Source organism: Bacillus sp. FG16 (assembly GCF_057809515.1).
In genome coordinates this window covers 1-18,456 of the sequence record NZ_JBMDKC010000014.1, presented here as the reverse complement: position 1 = coordinate 18,456, position 18,456 = coordinate 1, and the positions used below count along the sequence as shown (strand labels likewise).

Here is an 18,456-nt window from a genome sequence, read left to right as displayed (position 1 = left end):
GCCCCCTTAGTTTGATTGGGTTTATTATAGCATTTTTGGTTTTGGGGGTTATTTTGTTAGTGATAAATAGAGTTTTTAATTTACGTATTTGTCAGAATTTTATAAAATGTGTATAGAACTATAGAATGGGGGGATTTCTTCATGTGTACTAGTTTGACATTGCAAACCAAAAATTTTCAGCACCTTTTTGCGAGAACAATGGATTTCACATTAGATATGAATCAAGAAGTAATAATCATTCCTCGGCGTTATCAGTGGAACAATATAACTGGTGAAACGATCCGAGCGAAAAAGGCTGTTGTCGGAATGGGAATTAATTTTGGAGGAAGGGTCATGATGGCGGACGGAGTAAATGAAGCTGGTATGACATGTGCAACTCTCTATTTCCCAGGATTCGCTACTTATAGTAACAGTATAGATAACCATAAAACGAATGTAGCGCCATTTGATTTTGTGACTTGGAGCCTCACACAGTTCAATTCTGTTGAAGAGTTAAGAAAATCTATTGATAGCATTGCCTTTATAGATGTACCATTACCGGTTTTAGGAATTACGCCACCGCTACATTGGATTTTAGCAGATAAATCGGGAGCGTGTATTGTACTTGAGCCGACAGCTGATGGAATAAAAGTGTATGACAATCCACTAGGAGTAATGACTAATAGTCCGGAGTTTAATTGGCATTTACAAAATTTAAGACAATATATTGGACTTAAATCGCAGCCATTTGCGCCAACTGAGTGGGGAGATGTACCATTAAGTGCTTTTGGCCAAGGTTCAGGAACGATGGGACTTCCTGGAGATTTCACCCCGCCATCAAGATTTGTACGGGCAGCATATGGCAAACAAAACATTCAAAGTATAGAGAACGAAGAAGAGGGGATATCGGCTATTTTTCATATCTTATCAAATTGTGAGGTTCCTAAGGGGGGCAGTAATAACAGAAGACGGTATATTAGATAATACGATCTATACAAGTGCAATGTGTATGGAGTCTGGAACATATTATTACCATACTTACGATTGTAGACAAATTATAGCCATTCATTTATTCAATGAAGATTTAGATACAGCTGAGATTAAAACGTATCCGTTCCAGCGGAAGCAAAAAATCTTTTATGAAAACTGATAAAAACACCTCCATTGAATTTGCATACTTAGTATGCGAATTCGGGAGGTGTTTTTCTATTAAGCCGAAGCCTTCTTCATTCTCTCAAGTAAACTAGATAACACATGCGTACGATACGATTCTAGTTTTTTACCTTCATAAGTACGGATACCTAATTTTTTAAGTTCTTTTACATACCAACCTTTGCTTCCGAAATACATGTGATCGCTCCCCTTCAACTTTGTTTTTATTTGTTCTGATTATACTTGGAGGTACAGGAATTATAATGAAGGAAATGAATTTCGCGCGAAAATGGTTAACTTTGTTGCAAAAGACATATATACTAAAGATAGTATACAACGAGGTGGACAAGACGTGATTATAGAGAAGCACGAAATTCAAATTGACCAAATTACGAGTGGTAAAGTGAATATCTTTACTTTCTATAGAAATAGAAAGCAAATTGATGATCATTTTTTACGATTGCAAGAACCATCGCTTACAGCAAACTACTTCTTCCATTTTCATTTTGATGCAGAGAGCTTGCATCTACTGCAGGAAGAGTTTCCAGGCGTATATCCGTACGACGGTAGTGAAACGATTCACGACTGGACGGAAAAGATGAAAGCTGAATTGCAGCATCAGATCCAAACAGGTAAATGGAATAAACGCGTACGTATCGGTAATCGCATTCTAGATGTGGTGTTTACGTGGTGTGACGAAGATATAGTAGAGTGAAAAAGAAGCGGATGACGCTTCTTTTTTTTAGCGCTGGAATAAAACGAGCTTACCTGCAGAAGATGTACAGCGATGTGTTTTTTCGTGCAATCCTTTTTCTTGTAAAATAGATTCACCTTTTGCTTTCGCTTCTTTTTCAGTTGCCGCCTCGAATGATTCGTCTAATGCTTTTGAACCATCTTTTTCAAAGACTGTTAGAACGTATACTCCCATGAAAATTCCCTCCAATAATTAAAATCAGAATCTTATAATTATTTTGACATAAAACGCTACAATATGCAAAGAAATATATGACATTGCGTGGTAAAATAGAATGAAACTTTAATCACTGAGAATATTTTTATTCTCGATGATTATTAGTTTTCAGCGATGTTAATTTTAATAAAATGAAACTTTTGAAAGATAGAAAGGATCGTTATTTGTGAAACAAGTAAAGTTTATACATGCGGCTGATTTGCATTTGGATAGTCCGTTTAAAGGGATGGAGATGAATGTATCGCAGTCTGTTTGGGAGAGAATGAAGCAAAGTACGTTCGAATCATTTGAACGTATTGTTGATAAAGCGATTCAAGAGCGCGTTGATTTCGTATTACTAGCTGGGGATTTGTATGATGCGGAGACGAGAAGTTTGAGGGCGCAAGTGTTTGTGCGTGAGCAAATGAAGAGACTTTCGCAGTACGATATCCCTGTTTTTATTATTCACGGTAACCATGATCATTTAGGGGGAAGCTGGGCAGCAATTGAGTTTCCGGAAAATGTTCATGTGTTTACCGATCCTTATGTAGAAGAGAAATCATTTTATAAAAATGGTGAGTTGTTAGCTTCTATTTATGGGTTTAGTTATTTGCAGCAAGCGGTAACGGATAATATGACAGCGCAGTATACGAAAATGAGTGATGCGCCTTTTCATATTGGCATGCTTCACGGAAGTGTGGAAGGAGATGCAGAGCATAATCGCTATGCACCGTTTCAAATTCGTGAGTTGAAAGAAAAACAGTTTGATTATTGGGCTCTTGGCCATATACATAAACGTGAAATTTTATCAGAAGAGCCATACATTATTTATCCAGGGAACATACAAGGTCGTCATCGTAAGGAAACAGGGGAGAAGGGTGCGTACCTTATTGAACTTACGAAACAAGGAACGCAGTGTTTATTTTTCCATACGGCAGATGTTGTATGGGATGAGATCGAAGTTTGTATTGATGGACTTGAAACTGTTGATGAACTTATGACGAGCATGTCAACTACGATGAATGATTGCCGAAGAGAAGAGGAAGGGACGCTTTTAACTATCGTATTCACAGGGCAGGGCCCACTTTCTCCTTATTTGCGTGACGAAAAGCGTGTGGAAGAGATTTTTCACATTTTAGCATCTGGCGAAGAGCGAAAAGATTTCGTATATGCGATGAAGTGGAAAAATGAGACGGTTTCTTTTGCGGAAATCGAACGTTTGAAAGCGGAAAATCATTTCGTCGGTAGTGTGCTAAAGGAGCTAGAAGCATTCACAAATATGGACGGCGTGTTGCGCACGATTTGGACATCTCCTGTAGCGCGTAATAGTATTGAATCTTTTACAGAAGACGAGAAGAAAGAGATTCAAAAGGAAGCAGAAAATATTATTTTAGAGCAATTATTCCAGCAAGAGAGGGATAAAAAATGAGAATTGAAAAACTCCATATTTATGGGTACGGAAAATTAGAAAATGTGGAAATGGATCTTTCATTGCTGACGGTACTATACGGTGAAAACGAAGCGGGGAAATCGACAATTCGCTCGTTTATGAAAAGCATTCTGTTCGGTTTTCCGACGAGAGGACAGCGCCGTTATGAGCCGAAAGAAGGCGGGAAGTATGGCGGTGCGCTGACTGTGCAAACAGAGCAGTACGGCCGTTTGAAAATTGAACGATTGCCAAAGACGGCAGCTGGCGAGGTGATCGTTTATTTTGAAGACGGGAAAACGGGCGGCGAGGAGATTTTAAACGATATATTAAGCGGGGTGAATGAAAGTTTATTTGAATCGGTCTTTTCATTTGATATGCATGGTCTTCAAAATATTCATCAGCTCGGCGAAGCGGATATTGGCAATTATTTATTTTCAGCAAGTGCAGTCGGAAGCGATGCGCTATTACAGTTAGATAAAAAGCTAGAAAAAGAAATGGATCAACGCTTTAAACCGAGTGGGCGTAAACCGGAAATTAACGTGTCACTGCAAGAGATGAAGAAACTTGAAGAGAAGATGAAAGAGTGGCAAGGGAAAATCGGCACGTATGAAAAACAGGTGCAGCAGTTAAAAGAATGCGAAGAGAAGCTCGCTTCTGTTCGCGGGGAGAAAGAGAGTGCGGAAAAACGAAAGCAAGATTATGAAATATTAGCAGCGCTTGAGCCACTCGTTATTGAAAAGCGTGCGCATGAGAAAGTGTTAGAAAATGAAAAAGGGCAGTTTCCTGTAAACGGAACGGCGCGCTATGAAGCAATTAAGGCGAAGATGGAGCCGCTTAGGTTACAAGTTGATTCGCTCCACAAAAAAATAGAGACGGTGCAATCGGAAATTGACTCGATTCAAATAGATGAAGAGTTTTTACAAAAAGAAAGTTATGTAGAAGAACTTCGTATGCAGCATTTGTCGTATGAAAATGCACGCCAAGAAATGCGTGATATGACAGGAAGTATTGCGAATATAAAAGAAGAAATCGCAGAGCTAGAACAACAAATCGGTGCTACTTTTGAAAAAGAAACAGTCCTTTCGTTTGATATGAGTTTGGCAACGAAAGAATTAATTACGCAAACCGTACAAAAAGCGCGTGAATTAGAAACGAAAAAAGCACAGCTTGATGATCGTTTTAAAGTAGCGCAAGAGCAATTAGAAGAACAAGAAGAAAATATAAGACAGATTCAGAAACAAATGTTAGTGGATGAAGAGCGAAATACGTTAGTTGAGAAAGAGAAATCGTTCCAAGATGCGGCGTTTATCGGTATGGGCGCAGAGAGAATGAAGCGCAAGTATGAGGAAAAAGCAGGAGCAGCTATGCAAAAGAAAAAGCAGTGGCAAAGAGTTTGTCTTCTGTTACTTCTTATTAACACGCTTGTTTTATTCACGAGTTTATTTATTGATAACCGCCCGCTCTTATTTATTAGTGTTATTGTTTTTGTAGGGATTGTTCTTGCCCTTGTTTTATATAAAGATCCGTCAAGTGGATTACAAGAAGAGCTTCTTACTCTTCAGCAAAGTGCTGGCGGGAGACAAAGTGAAGAAGCGCTGTCTGTGCGCTATCAGTTAGAAAAAGATGAAGAGATTCGGAAGCTATTTGAGCGTGAGTCTTATAAATTGCAGCAAATGGAGCGAGCTTATGATAAAGTCGTTTCATCGTATGAGGAATGGGAGAGAGAAACGTTCCAGGCGGGAGAACAAGTAGATGCATATAAAACGCGCTATATGTTTCCTGAATTTTATACGTATACACACATATTGCCAGCGTTTGAGCGTATTGAAAAAATGCAGCAATTATATCGTGAATTAGATAAGCAAGGTACGCGAAAATCTTCATTATATGAAATGATTTCGCATTTTGAACAGAAACTAGAAACTGTTATCGGTAGTGCGGAGTATAGTAAGTTGTATGAGGCGCAAAGCCTTATGCAAAATGAGAAAGAGAAGAGACAAACTTGTAAGCAGCTGAAAGAGAAGCTAGCTGAATGGCAAGAAGAATATGAGTTCATGCAAGAGCAATTGAAACAACTGCTAGTAGAACGAAATGCATTATGGAATATTGCAGAGGCTACAGATGAAGAGATGTTTTTAGAAGAAGGTAAACTGGCGGAAAAACGTGAAGATGCTGAGAAACAAGTAGTGCGTTTATTACCGCAAATTGATCTGTTGGAACAGCGTTTAACGAGCTTGTCACTAGCTAAACATTATGAAGCTGACGGTTATGAAGAGAAATTAAAGAGAGAAATGACAGTCGTGCAAAACTGCCTGGCGCAAGAGAAAGAACTGACAGAGCGTATTGCGAAACATCGTATGGAAATTGCGAATTTAGAAGAAGGTAGTACGTATGGCGATTTAATGCATGAATGGGAAATGAAAAAAGCGCAAGTGCGTGAACAAGTGAAGAAGTGGGCTGCTTATGCGGCCGCAAAAACGGTGTTAACGAAAACGAAGCAATATTATCATGAAGTGCATCTGCCACGTATTTTACAAAAATCAGAAGAGTACTTTGTGTATTTAACGGGCGGACGCTATAGTAAAATCTTTTCACCGTCAGAGTCAGAGCCGTTCATAGTTGAGCGTAACGACGGTATGCGTTTTTACAGTCATGAACTAAGCCAAGCGACAGCGGAGCAGTTATATTTATCGTTGAGATTTGCACTTGCGAAAACATTTGAACACGATTATCCATTTATTATTGATGATAGTTTCGTGCACTTTGATGCGGTAAGGACGAATCGAACGATTGAACTAATAAAGGAAATTGCAAAGGATAGACAAGTCATATTCTTTACATGTCATGCGCATTTACTTGCGTATTTTACAGAAAAACAGATTATAAAATTAACACATATGCGTAAAGAAAATGAGTTGTAGTGTGCTATACTAAAAGTAACTGATTTGGTGGAGGAATTCGAATGAAAAAGAAAATTGCAGAGTATGAAGTTGGTGAACAAGTCGATGTTTTCTTGTTAATTAAAACAGCGACAAAAGGTCTAGCAAGTAATGGAAAGCCATTTTTAACAGTAATCTTACAAGATCCAAGTGGAGATATTGAAGCGAAGCTATGGGACGTATCACCAGAAGTTGAGAAACAATATGTAGCAGAAACAATCGTTAAAGTAGCTGGTGATATTTTAAATTACAAAGGCCGTATTCAATTACGCGTGAAACAAATCCGTGTTGCGAATGAAAATGAAGTAACAGACATCTCGGATTTCGTTGAAAAAGCACCAGTGAAAAAAGAAGATATGGTTGAGAAAATTACGCAATACATATTTGAAATGAGAAACCCGAACATACAGCGTCTAACAAGACATTTATTAAATAAGCATCAAAATGAATTTTTAGAATATCCAGCAGCGACAAAGAATCATCATGAGTTCGTATCTGGACTAGCTTATCACGTCGTATCGATGCTAGATTTAGCGAAAGCTATTTCAAATCTATACCCATCATTAGATAAAGACTTACTATATGCAGGCGTTATTTTACATGACCTTGGTAAAGTAATTGAACTATCTGGCCCAATTTCTACAACGTATACGTTAGAAGGAAACTTACTAGGCCACATTTCTATCATGGTGAACGAAATCGGTAAAGCAGCAGACGAATTGCAAATCGATGCAGAAGAAGTATTAATTCTTCAACACATCGTCCTTTCTCACCACGGAAAAGCAGAATGGGGTAGCCCAAAACCACCATTAGTAAAAGAAGCAGAAATTCTGCACTACATCGATAACTTAGATGCAAAAATGAACATGATGGACCGCGCATTAGGACGCACAAAACCAGGCGAATACACAGAGCGTGTCTTCGCACTTGATAATCGTTCGTTCTATAAACCTAAGTTTGAAACCTATCGTGACAAGTGAATTTAGCGTATTGTTAAAGTTACTTGCCCATAATTTGCCCACGAGATTTTAAAAACTCGTCATATTGGTTTACGGCAGTTTCCTCTATAGATTTTGTTATATGAAGATACACATTTGCAGTCATGTCTATAGAGGAATGCCCTAAACGTTCTGAAACATATTTAAGGTTTGCCCCACTTTGTAATAAGTGAACGGCATGTGTATGTCTAAATCCGTGTAAGGTAATGTACTTTAAATTTCCTTTCTTACAAGCTTGCTGTAAGAATTTTAGGGTTGCTGGGTGTAGCATACAAGAATTATCTTCATGTGTAAATACAAAATTATACTCTTTATAATATTTACCGTTCTTCAAAGTGTTTTTATTTTGCTCCATTTTCATTTTTCTTAAATGAGATATGGTAGAAGAATCTAAAGAGATAGTTCGTTTACTACTTCTATTTTTAGGTGGGCCGAATAAGATTTTTTCATTTCTCTTGGTAGTGATTAATGTTTTGGTGATGAATAATTTTTGTTCTTCAAAATCAATATCTTCCCATTGAAGGGCTAAGCATTCACCAATGCGGAGACCTGTGCGAGATAGAAACATGAATAAAGAAAAGTATTTAAAGCCTCCTTTCTCATTAAGGATGTAAGTTAAGAATTGGTGTAGTTCATCTATATCGTAGCATTTTATATCATCATTTTTTGAGGAAACACGAGTTGTTCTTACTTTAATTTTTGTAGTTGGGTTTTTTTCTAAAATCCCAAGTTCGTTAACAGCTGTATCTAACGCATGGTGCATTGTGACATTAATTGTTTCTACCGTTTTTTTACTGTACTTTTCTAATAGGTTATTTATAAATTTTTGATATTTAATTCTTGTTAAATCTTTTAACTTTAATTCTCCAAACACAGGTAAGATGTGAAGTCTAATGTTTTTTTCGTAGACCATGTAAGTTCTTGGAGCTACATTTCCTTTTTTGAAGACATTTAACCATTCGTAAAGGTATTCATTAAAAGTTATTTTACCGTCCTGTATATTGCTCCCATTTACTAATTTTTCTTCTATTTTAGCAGCAGCTAATTGAGCTTCTTTTTTTGTTTTAAATCCACCTTTGGAGGTTTCTTTGTATTTCCCCATTTCTTTATACCTGATCCGATATTCCCACTTATCATTACGTTTTCTAAAACTAGCCATTTTAATCACTCCATTCTATATATAATGAGAATGTTTGTTCTGTTTTTGTGTAAAAATATATAATAGATTTTAAATAAATCTATCCATTTGTTTAGGGATTCCATAATGCTGTAATAATTCTTGCTTTGTTTGTATGTAGTAATCATGATGACTTCCATCGATAAGAAATCTCGTTGCAAAATAGTTTGCTTCAGCTTCTATACGAATTTCAGAACAAAGAGACACCTTGGATAATTTAGGTGTATTTTCATCTGGATGAAATAAAGCATGACCTAATTCATGAAAACAAGTGAAGATTTGATTTTGATATGAAAGTCGTTCGTTAATATGTATAAAAGGGATACGAGACACTTTGTGGTAGTATCCGTAAATATCCCCTAAGGCTTCTGTGATAATGACTATACCTTTTGCTTCAGCGATAAGGAAAGGATCTCTGGTGTTATATCGTCTAAGTAGTTCGTCTATTTTTAAATTGATTTGTTGTTTTGAAACCAACTAGATCCACTCCAATCACTCTTCGTTTCTGTATTTTTTTGGTGTAAATTTCTTTTTAGCCATTTGTTTTCCTAATCTAAGAGAGTTTTCTAATGAGACAATTAATAATTGTTTAGTTTCCTCTGACATAGGTTCAGAGTCTTTAGAAAAAGCAAGAGCATCAGCTTTACTCATATCTTCTATTAACTCTTCTAACTTTTTTTGTATATCTTTTTCATCTTTCTCTGTAAGTTCCCAGTACTCTTTGTTAGTTCTACCTAGTAGGTAATCAACACTTACCTCAAAATAATCTGCTACCAATTGCAGCTTATCAACAGCAGGTTTTTGTGTCTTCCACTTATATAGAGAATTTTCCCCCATGTTTAGTTGTTTTGCTAAATCAGATAACGATATTCCTTTTTTATCCGCAAGACTTTTAATTATGTTGAATGTAGACATTTGATCCACCCTTAATAAAGCTAAGAACATTTATTATCTGAATGGATAGAAAATCATTGACTTTTATCCGTTTGGATATTAAACTATGTTCATAAGCTAATTATTTAGCCGCAAAACCATTACAAATTAAACCTCTATAGCACGTCCCTCAACGTTTAAAAGGTAATTTAATTTGGTTTATTTAGCTATGTCTTAATTTTATCTAATCGGATAGAAATAGTCAATAGAAAGCTAAAAAATTAGCTAAATGTATAGAAGGAGGTGTGGATATGGATAAAAGGTTTGGTAAGAAAGTGAAAATGTGGCTATTTGTTAATGGGATGAAGCAAGGAGAATTAGCAAAAATGCTTAACGTTTCTGGTCCATATCTCTCTGATATTTTACACGGTAAAAGAGAAGGTAAAAAAGTGAAAGAAAAAATAAATCGAATATTGGAAAGTGGGGAGATCTAGTAATGACGGCAACAGTGCAAGTCATTATCGATGATAACTACTTGCAAAAAGAAGTTTCTCGTCAAGTTAATGAACGTTTAGCTGATATGGGAATTGGTACTTGGTGGGATATGAAAAGACTTCAATATGAAACAAGTAGAAGTTATGACTGGTTAATGGAATATGTTGTTTGTGATCCTAGAGTACAGATCTTTGCTAAACAAAAAAATAATCGTTGGTTATTTAAAGCGAAGGAAATGAAAGAATTTCTTAATAAGTATTTTGATGAATTATAAGGAGGTTAGTATTAATGAAAAATGGTAAAAGGCCAGAAAAAAAAGAAAAAATGCATATTAAATTATACAATCTAAATCCTGATAATTGGTTGATTTTTAAAAAAGTAAATCATGAATTGCATTTGGTACATCGTAATATGAATAAAACTAAAATTATTCCGAGTTTGTAGAGGGGGGAAGTAACATGAATCAATTAACAGTAGCAAACGAACAAGCACTAGTATTTGAAAACAACGGAAAAGTTGTTACAGATAGCTTGAAGATTGCGGAAGTATTCAATAAACGTCATGACAATGTTATGGCTGATATCAGAACTCAAATGGAGTATGCAGGTTATGAATTTTCACTCCTAAATTTTAAGGAGCGAACTTATGAAAATAGAGGGCGTCGTTATCCTAAAATCGATCTGACAGAAGAAGCTTTTACATTAGTTGTAATGAGTTATAACACAAAAGAAGCTGTTCAAATGAAAATCAAGTTTATTGAAGAGTTTAAACGAATGAAGCAACATATACAAAATCAACAAAAAATACCTACAGATCCAATGGGAGTTTTAAAGTTAACGTTTCAAGCTTTAGAAGGACATACCCAGGAAATTCAGGAGATTAAATCCGATGTGAAGGATTTACGAGAAAACGCCCCTTTATATGCTATCGAATGTGATGAGGTATCAAAGGTTGTAAGAAAATTAGGTGTTCTTCTATTAGGTGGTAAGGAATCTAATGCTTATCGGGATGTTAGCCTTAGAAAAAAAGTATATAGCGATATTTATAGTCAATTACATAGAGAGTTTGGGATTAGTAGTTATAAAGCTATTAAACGTCATCATTTAGATAGAGCGATTCAAATCATTAATGAAGAATATTCACTTCCAATCATTTTAGAAGAAGAAATTACAGCTACAAATGCACAAATAAATATGGCGGAAGTTCAGTAGGAGGAGCAAGCATGCAACAAAAGATTTTAGTGATTACTAGTAATTTCGCAGGTTTTCCAGGTATCAGTGAGTTTCACACAAAAGAAGCTGCAAAAGAAGAAGTTAAAAAGTTGATTCAAAAAGGTGTAAGTCCAAAATCAATTCGTGTAACGCAAGAAATACCTATGAACATTGATATTCAAGTAGATGTTGAATTTTAAGAAGGAAGGATTAGGTGAGAGAAATAATGGAAGTCATGATTGATTTAAATACATTTGCTGATGGAGCACTTGCTGAAAGATTTCATCAAGAGTTTGAGCGCGTAATGGAAAATATGGCAGATTTAAATACTGATCCTAAAAAAGCAAGAAAGATTGTTTTAACCCTTTCGTTTGCTGGTGATAAAAAGCGTGATGTGTGGAATTGTCAAGTTCAAGCCACTTCGAAACTAGCGCCAACAGAAGCGGTAGAATCTAAGATTCTATTAGATATGGATCAAAACGGAAATTTAGTTGGTCAAGAGTTAGCTTCCGGGATCCAGGGACAGTTTTATATGGATCTGCAGGGTGATGTGAAAACAGATGTTGGACAACCTGTAGAAGAAGTAGAAGAAAAGGGACAAAATCAGGGTGCTGATAAACAAACAGTAGTAATCGATTATATGAAAAGTAAATCTAATTAAGAAAAGGGGAAATAAAAATGACTATGACAAGAGAAGCAATTGAAAAGGTATTAGAGATTGGAACGATTGAAACACATAAAATCGGGGAACAAACTTATTCAACACAAAGATTACATCTTGTGCAAGAACCGACACCAGCAGAGATTACTGTTCGTAGTTTATCTGGTTTAGTAGGTTACGTGAAATCAGAATTTGACACAACAGGAGCTGTAATGATTCATATTGTAAACCCAACAACGGTAAGATGCTTTACTGCGGTTAATGGAGATAAGGCTAGAAGTACTTATATCGAAGCACAAGCATCCATTCCACGTTTTAATTTTGGAAGCTTTTATGACAGAGAAGAATTTAATATTGCATTGCAATCAGGTTTTGTACAAAACAATCATCGAGACATTGTTTTACAGGTAGTAGGTACGGTTGTAGAAAATGATGTTAAGGAAATTGGAGATGATGGTGTATCGCAAGCTGTAACAGTTAAAACAGGAGTTGCGAGTAGAGGGAATGCAAAAGTACCTAATCCAGTGCAATTAAGCCCGTATAGAACATTTGTTGAAGTGGAACAACCAGAAAGTAAGTTTGTGTTCAGAATGCGTGAAGGTGCACGTTGTGGTTTGTTTGAAGCTGATGGTGGGGCTTGGAAGTTAGAAGCGATGAATAACATTAAAGAGTATTTAAACGAAGCGTTGGCGCAAGAAATTGAGTCTAAAAAGGTGTTTGTTTTAGCCTAATGGATATTACAACGGTAGAAAGTACAACGAATGTCTGTATCTTTGGATTAGGGATTGTGATACTTGCGTATGGAGTTTATAAAGGTGGTATTTTCATTGAACAAAAGTTTGATGAAAGTGATCGCTTAGAAAGGGAGGCTTTAGATAATGGGAATAGAAAGCCGAGTTCTTTCGGAACATCTAGAAAAGGCTTTGGAATTAGAAGAGGAGCGTAGAGAGTGTATACAAAATCTGCATCTGTTATATAAACAAATGAACCAAGCAAATAAGGAAAGGAATAAAACTTTGTATCTTGAATTGCATAACGCTTATCAGAAGCAAAGTATAAGAGATTTAGAGATATCAAAGCAGTTATCAGCTATGTTTTTTAAGAAACAGAAAAGTGATCGTGAAGCAGAAAGAGCAGAGGTTTTTCGTGTAGCAGATCGTCTTGAAAAGGTTGGTGGCAGAAAAGAAGTAGTTGAAAGAATTCGCAAGAATGCATAAGAGAAGAACCCGCTGCAACGGGTCCTAAAGAAAAAATAATAATACGTATTATAACAATTAATTGATGTTTTGGAAATAGGAGAGGTAGGAAATATGGGTATTTTTCGAGTGAAAAAGGATACAAATTATTCGGTTATACACAATACGCCTTTGCGCGATGAAAATTTAAGTTGGAGGGCAAAGGGGTTATTGGCTTACATGCTTTCTTTACCGGATGATTGGACATTTCATGCTACTGAATTAAGTCAACATGCCAAGGATAGCGAGAAAACAACAACAAGTACCCTAAAAGAGTTGAAAAAGGCAGGGTATTTGAAGAGATATCCAATCCAAAATTCAGAAACAGGGAAAATTTCACATTGGGAAACCATTGTTTATGAGTTACCAACCATAGATACCAAAAACCATAGGGTGGATAAACCACCTAGTGGTGAAACCACTGAGTGGAAAAGCCACCCTATGGATGAACCACATGATGGTGAAACCACCGAGTGGACGAACCACCCTATGGAAAAATGCCGACTACTAAATACTAATTCTTTACTAAGTACTAATAATATACAAAATACTAATTATTATCATGATGATAATAAAGAATCGAAATCACATGTATTAGTCGATGAAGAATTTAAGGTCAGTTATAACTTTTTAAAAAATGAAGGCATTCCATTAAGTGAAATTGCCATTACGGAATTAGGAGAGTTTTGTGATTCATTTGGTAGCGAATTAATTAAACATGCTGCTCACAAAGCCATTGATGAAAATAAACCAAAATGGAATTATATTAAGGCTATTTTGAAAAGCTGGGAAAAACAAAAAGTAAAAACACTAGATGATGTTGCGGCATTAGATAGACGCTTTGAAATGAGTAAGAACAAGCGATTGAATAGTTCGGGACCAGGTCGTTCAAATAGAAAAGAAATTGTTCCAGATTGGTTACGTGAAGATGTTGAGCCAACTAAAAAAGAAATTGAAAAGCAAAACTCGCAATCTATTGATGAAGAGCGTGAGAGATTGCAAGAAGTGCTAAACAAATATAAATCATAGGAGCGATTTACATGTTAAATCCATTTGAAGATGTAATTGGAGAAGAGTGTTATAAGTGCGAAAATCCTTTTCCTGAGTCTGATATGAGTAAAATATATATTTCTGGTTTGGAAAGGGCTTTATGCAAGCGGTGTAGAGAGCAGCTTGAACAGAAAGTAAAAGTGTTAGATTTTCGTGTCATTCATGACGTACTAAAGGAATTAATAACAGGATTCGGCCGCGAGAAAGTCCGTCAATTCGATTTAGTAACTGCAAAAAGATACATGATTGACAACGAAGTAGCTCTAACGATTGAAAAACGAGGAGGCAAGTTCAATCAAGAACCTTTAGGCGAATTTGTTTTCTTATCTACCGAAGAGTTAATTACAATCATCGAATTTTTAATGAGAAAAATGAATCCTACCTTATGGATGAATGCTGTGATAGGGAATGTGTTAGATCAACAAATGATTATTACGCTTTCACCGATAGAAGGTGAATCAAATGACTGAACAAATCACAATAGATCATGATTTTATTTACGAGCCACTCATAGATACATACAGGGTGGATATTGTTACAGAATCAGGATTTAAATTAGAATTTTGTGAAGCTGAAACGAAAGAAGAAGCGGCGTTAAAAACTCGTGAAAAATATCGTAAGAATTATAGTTTTAAGATTCGTAGTATTGAAGTTTCGAATAGATCGTTAAAAGAAATTCAAGAACTTAACTAACAATTGAATAGGAGAAGATACTCATGCAGAATCCATATGATTATTATATAACTCCAGAAGAATATGAGGCGGCTGCAAAGAATGGAATTAGTAATGAATTACTGACACGTAGGATTAGAAATTTGGGATGGGACAAAGAAATTGCAATGACAAAACCATCAAGATATAACGCAAATAGATGGAAAAACATTAAAGAAATAGCTTTGAAAAATGGTATCTCTCATTCAACTTATACAGCAAGAATAAAAAAAGGTTGGGGATTGATGCAATCAGTAAGCCACCTATAGATAAGTATCAAGCATTAAAATTGGCGGAACAAGCCAATTCAAAATGTAAAAACAAAGTGTTAACTGATGGACAAGCGGAACAAGCTGAATTAAATGGTATTAGTTATAGTACGGCACGTGACAGAGTTAAACGTTTGAAGTGGACTGTAGAAGAAGCCATAACAACTCCAGTGTTAACACGATCAGAATGTGGAAAGAAGGCAAAAGAAGCTTCACTTTGGTCAAAGTTGGTTATTCCATCAAGAGAAGAAATGATGCAGCGCAGGAAGTTAACTTATATAGCTGATTAGTTTGGATTCATAAATCTTTAATTAAGGAGAGATAGAAAATGGATTTACAGATTGATGAAAAGAAAGTAACTGCTGGTCAATGGGTTGTATGCGAATTGAAGGATACCAAAGTTATTGCACAAGTGAAACGAGTGATTAAAGATACATTTAACAACAAAGTAGAGTTATGGGGAACATGGGGATGTGAAGGAGCGATACATGGTGATTGGGGCTACAATCATGCAAATAAATGTAGATACGCAACAGTAGAAGAGATCAACAAAGAAAGTTTAAGACGTGTATTTGCTCAAAAGGGACGGGGGCCGAATGAGTATCGTTCTGGTGATGTGGTAACTGATGATGTGTATGCATCTCGTGTTTTACACGTAATAGCCGATAGAGCGACTGTACAAATCATGAACTCGCATCAAATATATGGGGTTGCGATAGAAAATTTAGAAATTCTATTCTTTGCTGAAGATATGGCTGGTTAAATCATGGGATTTGTAGTTTCAATATTATGTGTATTGGTGGTTATGATTGTCTTCAGATTGGTAGATAAGGTTAACAAAAGAAAGCGTTCAGATAAATAAGTTTCAAGAGTAGGAGAGAAATTACATGAAAAATCGATTTATTGATTTAACGGAACTATTCCAAATGCAAAGGGTTTTAGATAAGGATATCATAGCAAAACATAAAGAAAATTATGTTCGCTATGACATGCTGTATAACAAGGTTTATGCGCTAAAAAATGAAGTGAATGAAGCTTGGAATGCAACAAATTCTTTTAAAATGTGGTCCACAAAATTTGAGCAACCTAACGATACATTTTTAGAAGAAATGGTTGATATTTTACATTTTTGGTTGTCGGTTGCTATGGACTTTAAAATCAAAAATCTGCTTCGAACAATTTATATTACAGAAACTAAAATAAACGGTTTTAATAAAGCGTTCTTCCATATGGACAAGAACGTAAATCATCTTATTGGAAAAGCCGAATACAAGGACTCTATTGGTGCAAAAAGACCTTTAATAATGATGATGGATTCATTCTATAAAATTATTGAATTTGCAGGTTTTACATGGGATGACGTTGTGAGAGCGTATAAAGAAAAAAATCAAGAAAACTTTAATCGTCTTGTTGGTGGTTATTAACCCAATTTGAATTTTATACAAAAAAAGATGAATCAGCAATTGTTCTAGCTAATTCACTAGTTCTATCAATTCAAGTAATTTTCTTTTTATATGTAGTTATATCAAAGTTCTAAGAGACGAGTTAAAAAGATTCCAACAAGAATACAAAGAAAAATTAATATAGAGAGAATAAGGTTTTATTAGGTTAATGCTACAACAGCAAGAGTTAACCCCCAAGTATTTAATGAATCAGAATAAGGTCCTACATGAACAGTCAGTGTACTTGTTATACCTGAAGGTGTAGTAAAAATGGCGGGTGCTGATACAGAGGTATATCCTGCAGTGTATCCTAAAGAAGTGCCTGAGCCAATTAGGGCATTATTATTAAGATACATAGTGATACCTGCGAAATTGCCTCCGGGTTGAATCATTACTTGCACTTCATAGATTGCTAAATAGGTTCTTCCGCCTTCTAGCAAAACAGTTGTTGGTGGTGTGAATGAGATTGCCGTGCCATTAGAATGTACCACGGTATCTAGTGGAATTGCAGAATTTACAGAAACGATTGTTGGAGTAGTCTGAACAACGTTTAAACTGTTAGCTGTGGGAGATGGACAAGAGCAAGGACACGGTTTGTGAATTTTTGAGTTCTTCTTATGTTGATCATTCACAAAGAATCAAACTCCTTTTTGTGTATCTATTTTATTTTTAATGCATTTGTAAAGATAAACTGAATTGTGTTGGTGAGTCAGTTCTTAAAAATATTTGATATATGAGGGATCTCAAATTGCATTCAATACATATATATGAATGTTTTTTGAGAGCAGTACTGTAAATTAAAAACACAATAAAAGAGTGATTTTATACAGAAAAATAAAAGAACCCGCTGATGCTAAACGGATTCTTTTGTAACAGGAACACAAGGAACACCAGGAGGCTGGTCCAGAGCAATCTAGGTATTCACTTGGATGATGTTACTATATGTAAATGGGATAAAACGGTTCATGGAAATTAAACAAAATTCTTATTTAACAACAAATAAAAGGCGCATGTTATATGCACCCTTAGTACGGTAGATGAATGTCTTATGAGATGTAGAAATCTAAAAGATCGTAATCAGATTTTTACGAGTAAATTTTTAATATAGTATGCCTTACTTGGAATTATGGAGCCTGTCATCAAAGAATAAAGGTAAGTAGGAATTTTAATTTTGGAAAAGGAGCTAAAAAATTATGAAAGAACAAATTTAAAAAATTTTTACTTATCATCCACCGAAAGAGGGACAAACAGAGAAGTTTGTAGATATTAGAAATGAAGCTTTGCAATTCGCAAATTTGATAGATGGATCATACCCGAATAGTCGTGAAAAATCATTAGCTTTAACAAAACTTGAAGAAGCTGTTTTTTTGGCTAATGCAAACATTGCAAGAAATTAATTTTTAACAAAATCCTTATTTAGGTACAAAAAAGAGCACAATATATGTGCTCTTGAACAAGAAAGGTAGATTTCTATGAGTGGATGCCTCCATACAATAATATATGCTTGTCCAGTTAAAAGGTGAAAAGTTTTAATAAAATTTTTATTTGAACATTACAGAAAGCCTTTTGAGAAAAGCGCTCTGAAGGTGAATGTACTGTAACGACTATTCAGATTAGTATATGTATGTTTTTGAACGTATGTGCAGTTTTATATAGGGTCTTTATAGTGCATTTAAATGCTAAAAGAGCGCTCCTTATACCTAATTATAACGAAAGTGACGAACTCACATTATACAGAAAGGCACTATTATTGTATGTCAAAGTATAAGGTTAGTGAATGAATTTAGATAAAATTTTTATTTGAAAGTAAATAAAAAAAGAGCACACATATTGAAGTGACCCCTAAAAGTTAGACACGGTTATTTCATTAGGCAGCTTGATAAAAG

25 protein-coding genes and 2 pseudogenes are annotated in these 18,456 nt (G+C 35.4%); 21 read left to right on the top strand and 6 right to left on the bottom strand.

Features of this window, described 5'->3' with window-relative positions:
* Positions 1 to 141: 141 nt before the first annotated feature.
* Positions 142 to 1,129, top strand: a pseudogene (bsh, locus tag ACODS7_RS07650) (choloylglycine hydrolase).
* 59 nt (positions 1,130 to 1,188) lie between these two features.
* Here bsh and ACODS7_RS07645 read toward each other — a convergent pair.
* The gene (locus ACODS7_RS07645; RefSeq protein ID WP_000273536.1) at positions 1,189 to 1,329 is read right to left on the bottom strand and encodes a YflJ family protein; all 141 of its coding nucleotides are present in this window, start codon (positions 1,327 to 1,329) and stop codon (positions 1,189 to 1,191) included.
* A gap of 154 nt (positions 1,330 to 1,483) precedes the next feature.
* Between ACODS7_RS07645 and ACODS7_RS07640 the strand changes: the two genes are divergently transcribed.
* Complete coding sequence (locus tag ACODS7_RS07640) at positions 1,484 to 1,846, top strand: hypothetical protein (RefSeq protein WP_000582776.1); 363 nt, start codon at positions 1,484 to 1,486, stop codon at positions 1,844 to 1,846.
* A gap of 27 nt (positions 1,847 to 1,873) precedes the next feature.
* Here ACODS7_RS07640 and ACODS7_RS07635 read toward each other — a convergent pair whose 3' ends face one another.
* A complete protein-coding gene (locus ACODS7_RS07635) occupies positions 1,874 to 2,059 on the bottom strand; it encodes a YhzD family protein (RefSeq protein WP_000539550.1) in 186 nt (61 codons plus the stop codon).
* A gap of 208 nt (positions 2,060 to 2,267) precedes the next feature.
* On the opposite strand from ACODS7_RS07635, the gene ACODS7_RS07630 reads away from it, so the two are divergent.
* Genes ACODS7_RS07630 through yhaM form a run of 3 tightly spaced genes read left to right on the top strand, consistent with a single transcriptional unit; the run spans position 2,268 to position 7,428 of the window.
* The gene (locus tag ACODS7_RS07630; protein ID WP_243168369.1) at positions 2,268 to 3,509 is read left to right on the top strand and encodes a metallophosphoesterase family protein; all 1,242 of its coding nucleotides are present in this window, start codon (positions 2,268 to 2,270) and stop codon (positions 3,507 to 3,509) included.
* Entirely contained in the window at positions 3,506 to 6,430 is a 2,925-nt protein-coding gene (locus ACODS7_RS07625) for an ATP-binding protein (protein ID WP_029442056.1), read from the top strand. Before ACODS7_RS07630 ends, ACODS7_RS07625 begins: the two co-directional genes overlap by 4 nt.
* 41 nt (positions 6,431 to 6,471) lie before the next feature.
* Positions 6,472 to 7,428, top strand: coding sequence for a 3'-5' exoribonuclease YhaM (gene yhaM / locus ACODS7_RS07620; protein ID WP_069355116.1), 957 nt, complete (start codon positions 6,472 to 6,474; stop codon positions 7,426 to 7,428).
* 19 nt (positions 7,429 to 7,447) lie between these two features.
* On the opposite strand, the gene ACODS7_RS07615 is transcribed toward yhaM, so the two are convergent.
* From ACODS7_RS07615 to ACODS7_RS07605, 3 genes are all read right to left on the bottom strand, one after another.
* Positions 7,448 to 8,605, bottom strand: a complete 1,158-nt coding sequence (locus ACODS7_RS07615) for a site-specific integrase (RefSeq protein ID WP_243168370.1) — start codon at positions 8,603 to 8,605, stop codon at positions 7,448 to 7,450.
* Between the two features lie 69 nt (positions 8,606 to 8,674).
* Positions 8,675 to 9,100, bottom strand: coding sequence for an ImmA/IrrE family metallo-endopeptidase (locus ACODS7_RS07610; protein WP_069355118.1), 426 nt, complete (start codon positions 9,098 to 9,100; stop codon positions 8,675 to 8,677).
* 15 nt (positions 9,101 to 9,115) lie between these two features.
* The gene (locus ACODS7_RS07605; RefSeq protein WP_000102963.1) at positions 9,116 to 9,538 is read right to left on the bottom strand and encodes a helix-turn-helix domain-containing protein; all 423 of its coding nucleotides are present in this window, start codon (positions 9,536 to 9,538) and stop codon (positions 9,116 to 9,118) included.
* A gap of 269 nt (positions 9,539 to 9,807) precedes the next feature.
* Here ACODS7_RS07605 and ACODS7_RS07600 point away from each other — a divergent pair, with 269 nt between their 5' ends.
* The 15 genes and pseudogenes from ACODS7_RS07600 to ACODS7_RS07530 all read left to right on the top strand — a co-directional run bounded on the left by ACODS7_RS07600 (position 9,808) and on the right by ACODS7_RS07530 (position 16,552).
* On the top strand, positions 9,808 to 9,990 hold the full coding sequence (locus ACODS7_RS07600) for a helix-turn-helix domain-containing protein (protein ID WP_243169294.1): 183 nt from the start codon (positions 9,808 to 9,810) through the stop codon (positions 9,988 to 9,990).
* Between the two features lie 2 nt (positions 9,991 to 9,992).
* Positions 9,993 to 10,265 (top strand): DUF771 domain-containing protein, encoded by a 273-nt coding sequence (locus ACODS7_RS07595; RefSeq protein ID WP_000127561.1) that lies wholly within the window; start codon positions 9,993 to 9,995, stop codon positions 10,263 to 10,265.
* A gap of 14 nt (positions 10,266 to 10,279) precedes the next feature.
* Positions 10,280 to 10,435 (top strand): DUF6906 family protein, encoded by a 156-nt coding sequence (locus ACODS7_RS07590; protein ID WP_243169293.1) that lies wholly within the window; start codon positions 10,280 to 10,282, stop codon positions 10,433 to 10,435.
* Positions 10,436 to 10,449: 14 nt separating this feature from the next.
* Positions 10,450 to 11,202 (top strand): Rha family transcriptional regulator, encoded by a 753-nt coding sequence (locus ACODS7_RS07585; protein WP_086387936.1) that lies wholly within the window; start codon positions 10,450 to 10,452, stop codon positions 11,200 to 11,202.
* 11 nt (positions 11,203 to 11,213) lie between these two features.
* Positions 11,214 to 11,402: a hypothetical protein gene (locus ACODS7_RS07580; protein ID WP_001186272.1), complete on the top strand. Its 189-nt coding sequence runs from the start codon at positions 11,214 to 11,216 to the stop codon at positions 11,400 to 11,402.
* 26 nt (positions 11,403 to 11,428) lie between these two features.
* Positions 11,429 to 11,863, top strand: a complete 435-nt coding sequence (locus tag ACODS7_RS07575) for a replication terminator protein (protein WP_488826328.1) — start codon at positions 11,429 to 11,431, stop codon at positions 11,861 to 11,863.
* 17 nt (positions 11,864 to 11,880) lie between these two features.
* On the top strand, positions 11,881 to 12,594 hold the full coding sequence (locus ACODS7_RS07570; protein ID WP_243169292.1) for a hypothetical protein: 714 nt from the start codon (positions 11,881 to 11,883) through the stop codon (positions 12,592 to 12,594).
* A complete protein-coding gene (locus ACODS7_RS07565) occupies positions 12,594 to 12,809 on the top strand; it encodes a hypothetical protein (protein WP_086387935.1) in 216 nt (71 codons plus the stop codon). Before ACODS7_RS07570 ends, ACODS7_RS07565 begins: the two co-directional genes overlap by 1 nt.
* Positions 12,742 to 13,080, top strand: coding sequence for a hypothetical protein (locus tag ACODS7_RS07560; protein WP_086387934.1), 339 nt, complete (start codon positions 12,742 to 12,744; stop codon positions 13,078 to 13,080). Before ACODS7_RS07565 ends, ACODS7_RS07560 begins: the two co-directional genes overlap by 68 nt.
* A gap of 93 nt (positions 13,081 to 13,173) precedes the next feature.
* On the top strand, positions 13,174 to 14,127 hold the full coding sequence (locus tag ACODS7_RS07555; protein WP_086387933.1) for a DnaD domain protein: 954 nt from the start codon (positions 13,174 to 13,176) through the stop codon (positions 14,125 to 14,127).
* Positions 14,128 to 14,138: 11 nt separating this feature from the next.
* On the top strand, positions 14,139 to 14,618 hold the full coding sequence (locus ACODS7_RS07550) for a hypothetical protein (protein WP_069355124.1): 480 nt from the start codon (positions 14,139 to 14,141) through the stop codon (positions 14,616 to 14,618).
* A complete protein-coding gene (locus tag ACODS7_RS07545) occupies positions 14,611 to 14,841 on the top strand; it encodes a hypothetical protein (RefSeq protein ID WP_243169291.1) in 231 nt (76 codons plus the stop codon). Before ACODS7_RS07550 ends, ACODS7_RS07545 begins: the two co-directional genes overlap by 8 nt.
* A 23-nt stretch (positions 14,842 to 14,864) precedes the next feature.
* Positions 14,865 to 15,418, top strand: a pseudogene (locus ACODS7_RS07540) (hypothetical protein).
* 38 nt (positions 15,419 to 15,456) lie between these two features.
* Positions 15,457 to 15,891 carry a hypothetical protein gene (locus ACODS7_RS07535; RefSeq protein ID WP_086387931.1) on the top strand — a complete coding sequence of 145 codons (435 nt, stop codon included), beginning with the start codon at positions 15,457 to 15,459 and terminating at the stop codon, positions 15,889 to 15,891.
* A 124-nt stretch (positions 15,892 to 16,015) separates the two neighbouring features.
* Entirely contained in the window at positions 16,016 to 16,552 is a 537-nt protein-coding gene (locus tag ACODS7_RS07530; RefSeq protein WP_065485656.1) for a dUTP diphosphatase, read from the top strand.
* A gap of 179 nt (positions 16,553 to 16,731) precedes the next feature.
* Here the strand turns inward: ACODS7_RS07530 and ACODS7_RS07525 are convergent, their stop codons facing one another.
* Positions 16,732 to 17,202: a hypothetical protein gene (locus tag ACODS7_RS07525; RefSeq protein ID WP_243169290.1), complete on the bottom strand. Its 471-nt coding sequence runs from the start codon at positions 17,200 to 17,202 to the stop codon at positions 16,732 to 16,734.
* Positions 17,203 to 17,784: 582 nt separating this feature from the next.
* Here ACODS7_RS07525 and ACODS7_RS07520 point away from each other — a divergent pair.
* Positions 17,785 to 17,967, top strand: coding sequence for an Acb2/Tad1 domain-containing protein (locus ACODS7_RS07520; RefSeq protein ID WP_419762053.1), 183 nt, complete (start codon positions 17,785 to 17,787; stop codon positions 17,965 to 17,967).
* Positions 17,968 to 18,456 lie beyond the last annotated feature (489 nt).

Coding starts and splice junctions, on each gene's coding strand:
- ACODS7_RS07585 (WP_086387936.1), top strand. CDS start 10,450: ATGAATCAATTAACAGTAGCAAACGAACAAGCACTAGTATTTGAAAAC.
- ACODS7_RS07635 (WP_000539550.1), bottom strand. CDS start 2,059: ATGGGAGTATACGTTCTAACAGTCTTTGAAAAAGATGGTTCAAAAGCA.
- ACODS7_RS07645 (WP_000273536.1), bottom strand. CDS start 1,329: ATGTATTTCGGAAGCAAAGGTTGGTATGTAAAAGAACTTAAAAAATTA.
- ACODS7_RS07560 (WP_086387934.1), top strand. CDS start 12,742: ATGGGAATAGAAAGCCGAGTTCTTTCGGAACATCTAGAAAAGGCTTTG.
- ACODS7_RS07590 (WP_243169293.1), top strand. CDS start 10,280: ATGAAAAATGGTAAAAGGCCAGAAAAAAAAGAAAAAATGCATATTAAA.
- yhaM (WP_069355116.1), top strand. CDS start 6,472: ATGAAAAAGAAAATTGCAGAGTATGAAGTTGGTGAACAAGTCGATGTT.
- ACODS7_RS07565 (WP_086387935.1), top strand. CDS start 12,594: ATGGATATTACAACGGTAGAAAGTACAACGAATGTCTGTATCTTTGGA.
- ACODS7_RS07570 (WP_243169292.1), top strand. CDS start 11,881: ATGACTATGACAAGAGAAGCAATTGAAAAGGTATTAGAGATTGGAACG.
- ACODS7_RS07555 (WP_086387933.1), top strand. CDS start 13,174: ATGGGTATTTTTCGAGTGAAAAAGGATACAAATTATTCGGTTATACAC.
- ACODS7_RS07575 (WP_488826328.1), top strand. CDS start 11,429: ATGGAAGTCATGATTGATTTAAATACATTTGCTGATGGAGCACTTGCT.
- ACODS7_RS07600 (WP_243169294.1), top strand. CDS start 9,808: ATGGATAAAAGGTTTGGTAAGAAAGTGAAAATGTGGCTATTTGTTAAT.
- ACODS7_RS07595 (WP_000127561.1), top strand. CDS start 9,993: ATGACGGCAACAGTGCAAGTCATTATCGATGATAACTACTTGCAAAAA.
- ACODS7_RS07625 (WP_029442056.1), top strand. CDS start 3,506: ATGAGAATTGAAAAACTCCATATTTATGGGTACGGAAAATTAGAAAAT.
- ACODS7_RS07545 (WP_243169291.1), top strand. CDS start 14,611: ATGACTGAACAAATCACAATAGATCATGATTTTATTTACGAGCCACTC.
- ACODS7_RS07605 (WP_000102963.1), bottom strand. CDS start 9,538: ATGTCTACATTCAACATAATTAAAAGTCTTGCGGATAAAAAAGGAATA.
- ACODS7_RS07580 (WP_001186272.1), top strand. CDS start 11,214: ATGCAACAAAAGATTTTAGTGATTACTAGTAATTTCGCAGGTTTTCCA.
- ACODS7_RS07530 (WP_065485656.1), top strand. CDS start 16,016: ATGAAAAATCGATTTATTGATTTAACGGAACTATTCCAAATGCAAAGG.
- ACODS7_RS07615 (WP_243168370.1), bottom strand. CDS start 8,605: ATGGCTAGTTTTAGAAAACGTAATGATAAGTGGGAATATCGGATCAGG.
- ACODS7_RS07550 (WP_069355124.1), top strand. CDS start 14,139: ATGTTAAATCCATTTGAAGATGTAATTGGAGAAGAGTGTTATAAGTGC.
- ACODS7_RS07535 (WP_086387931.1), top strand. CDS start 15,457: ATGGATTTACAGATTGATGAAAAGAAAGTAACTGCTGGTCAATGGGTT.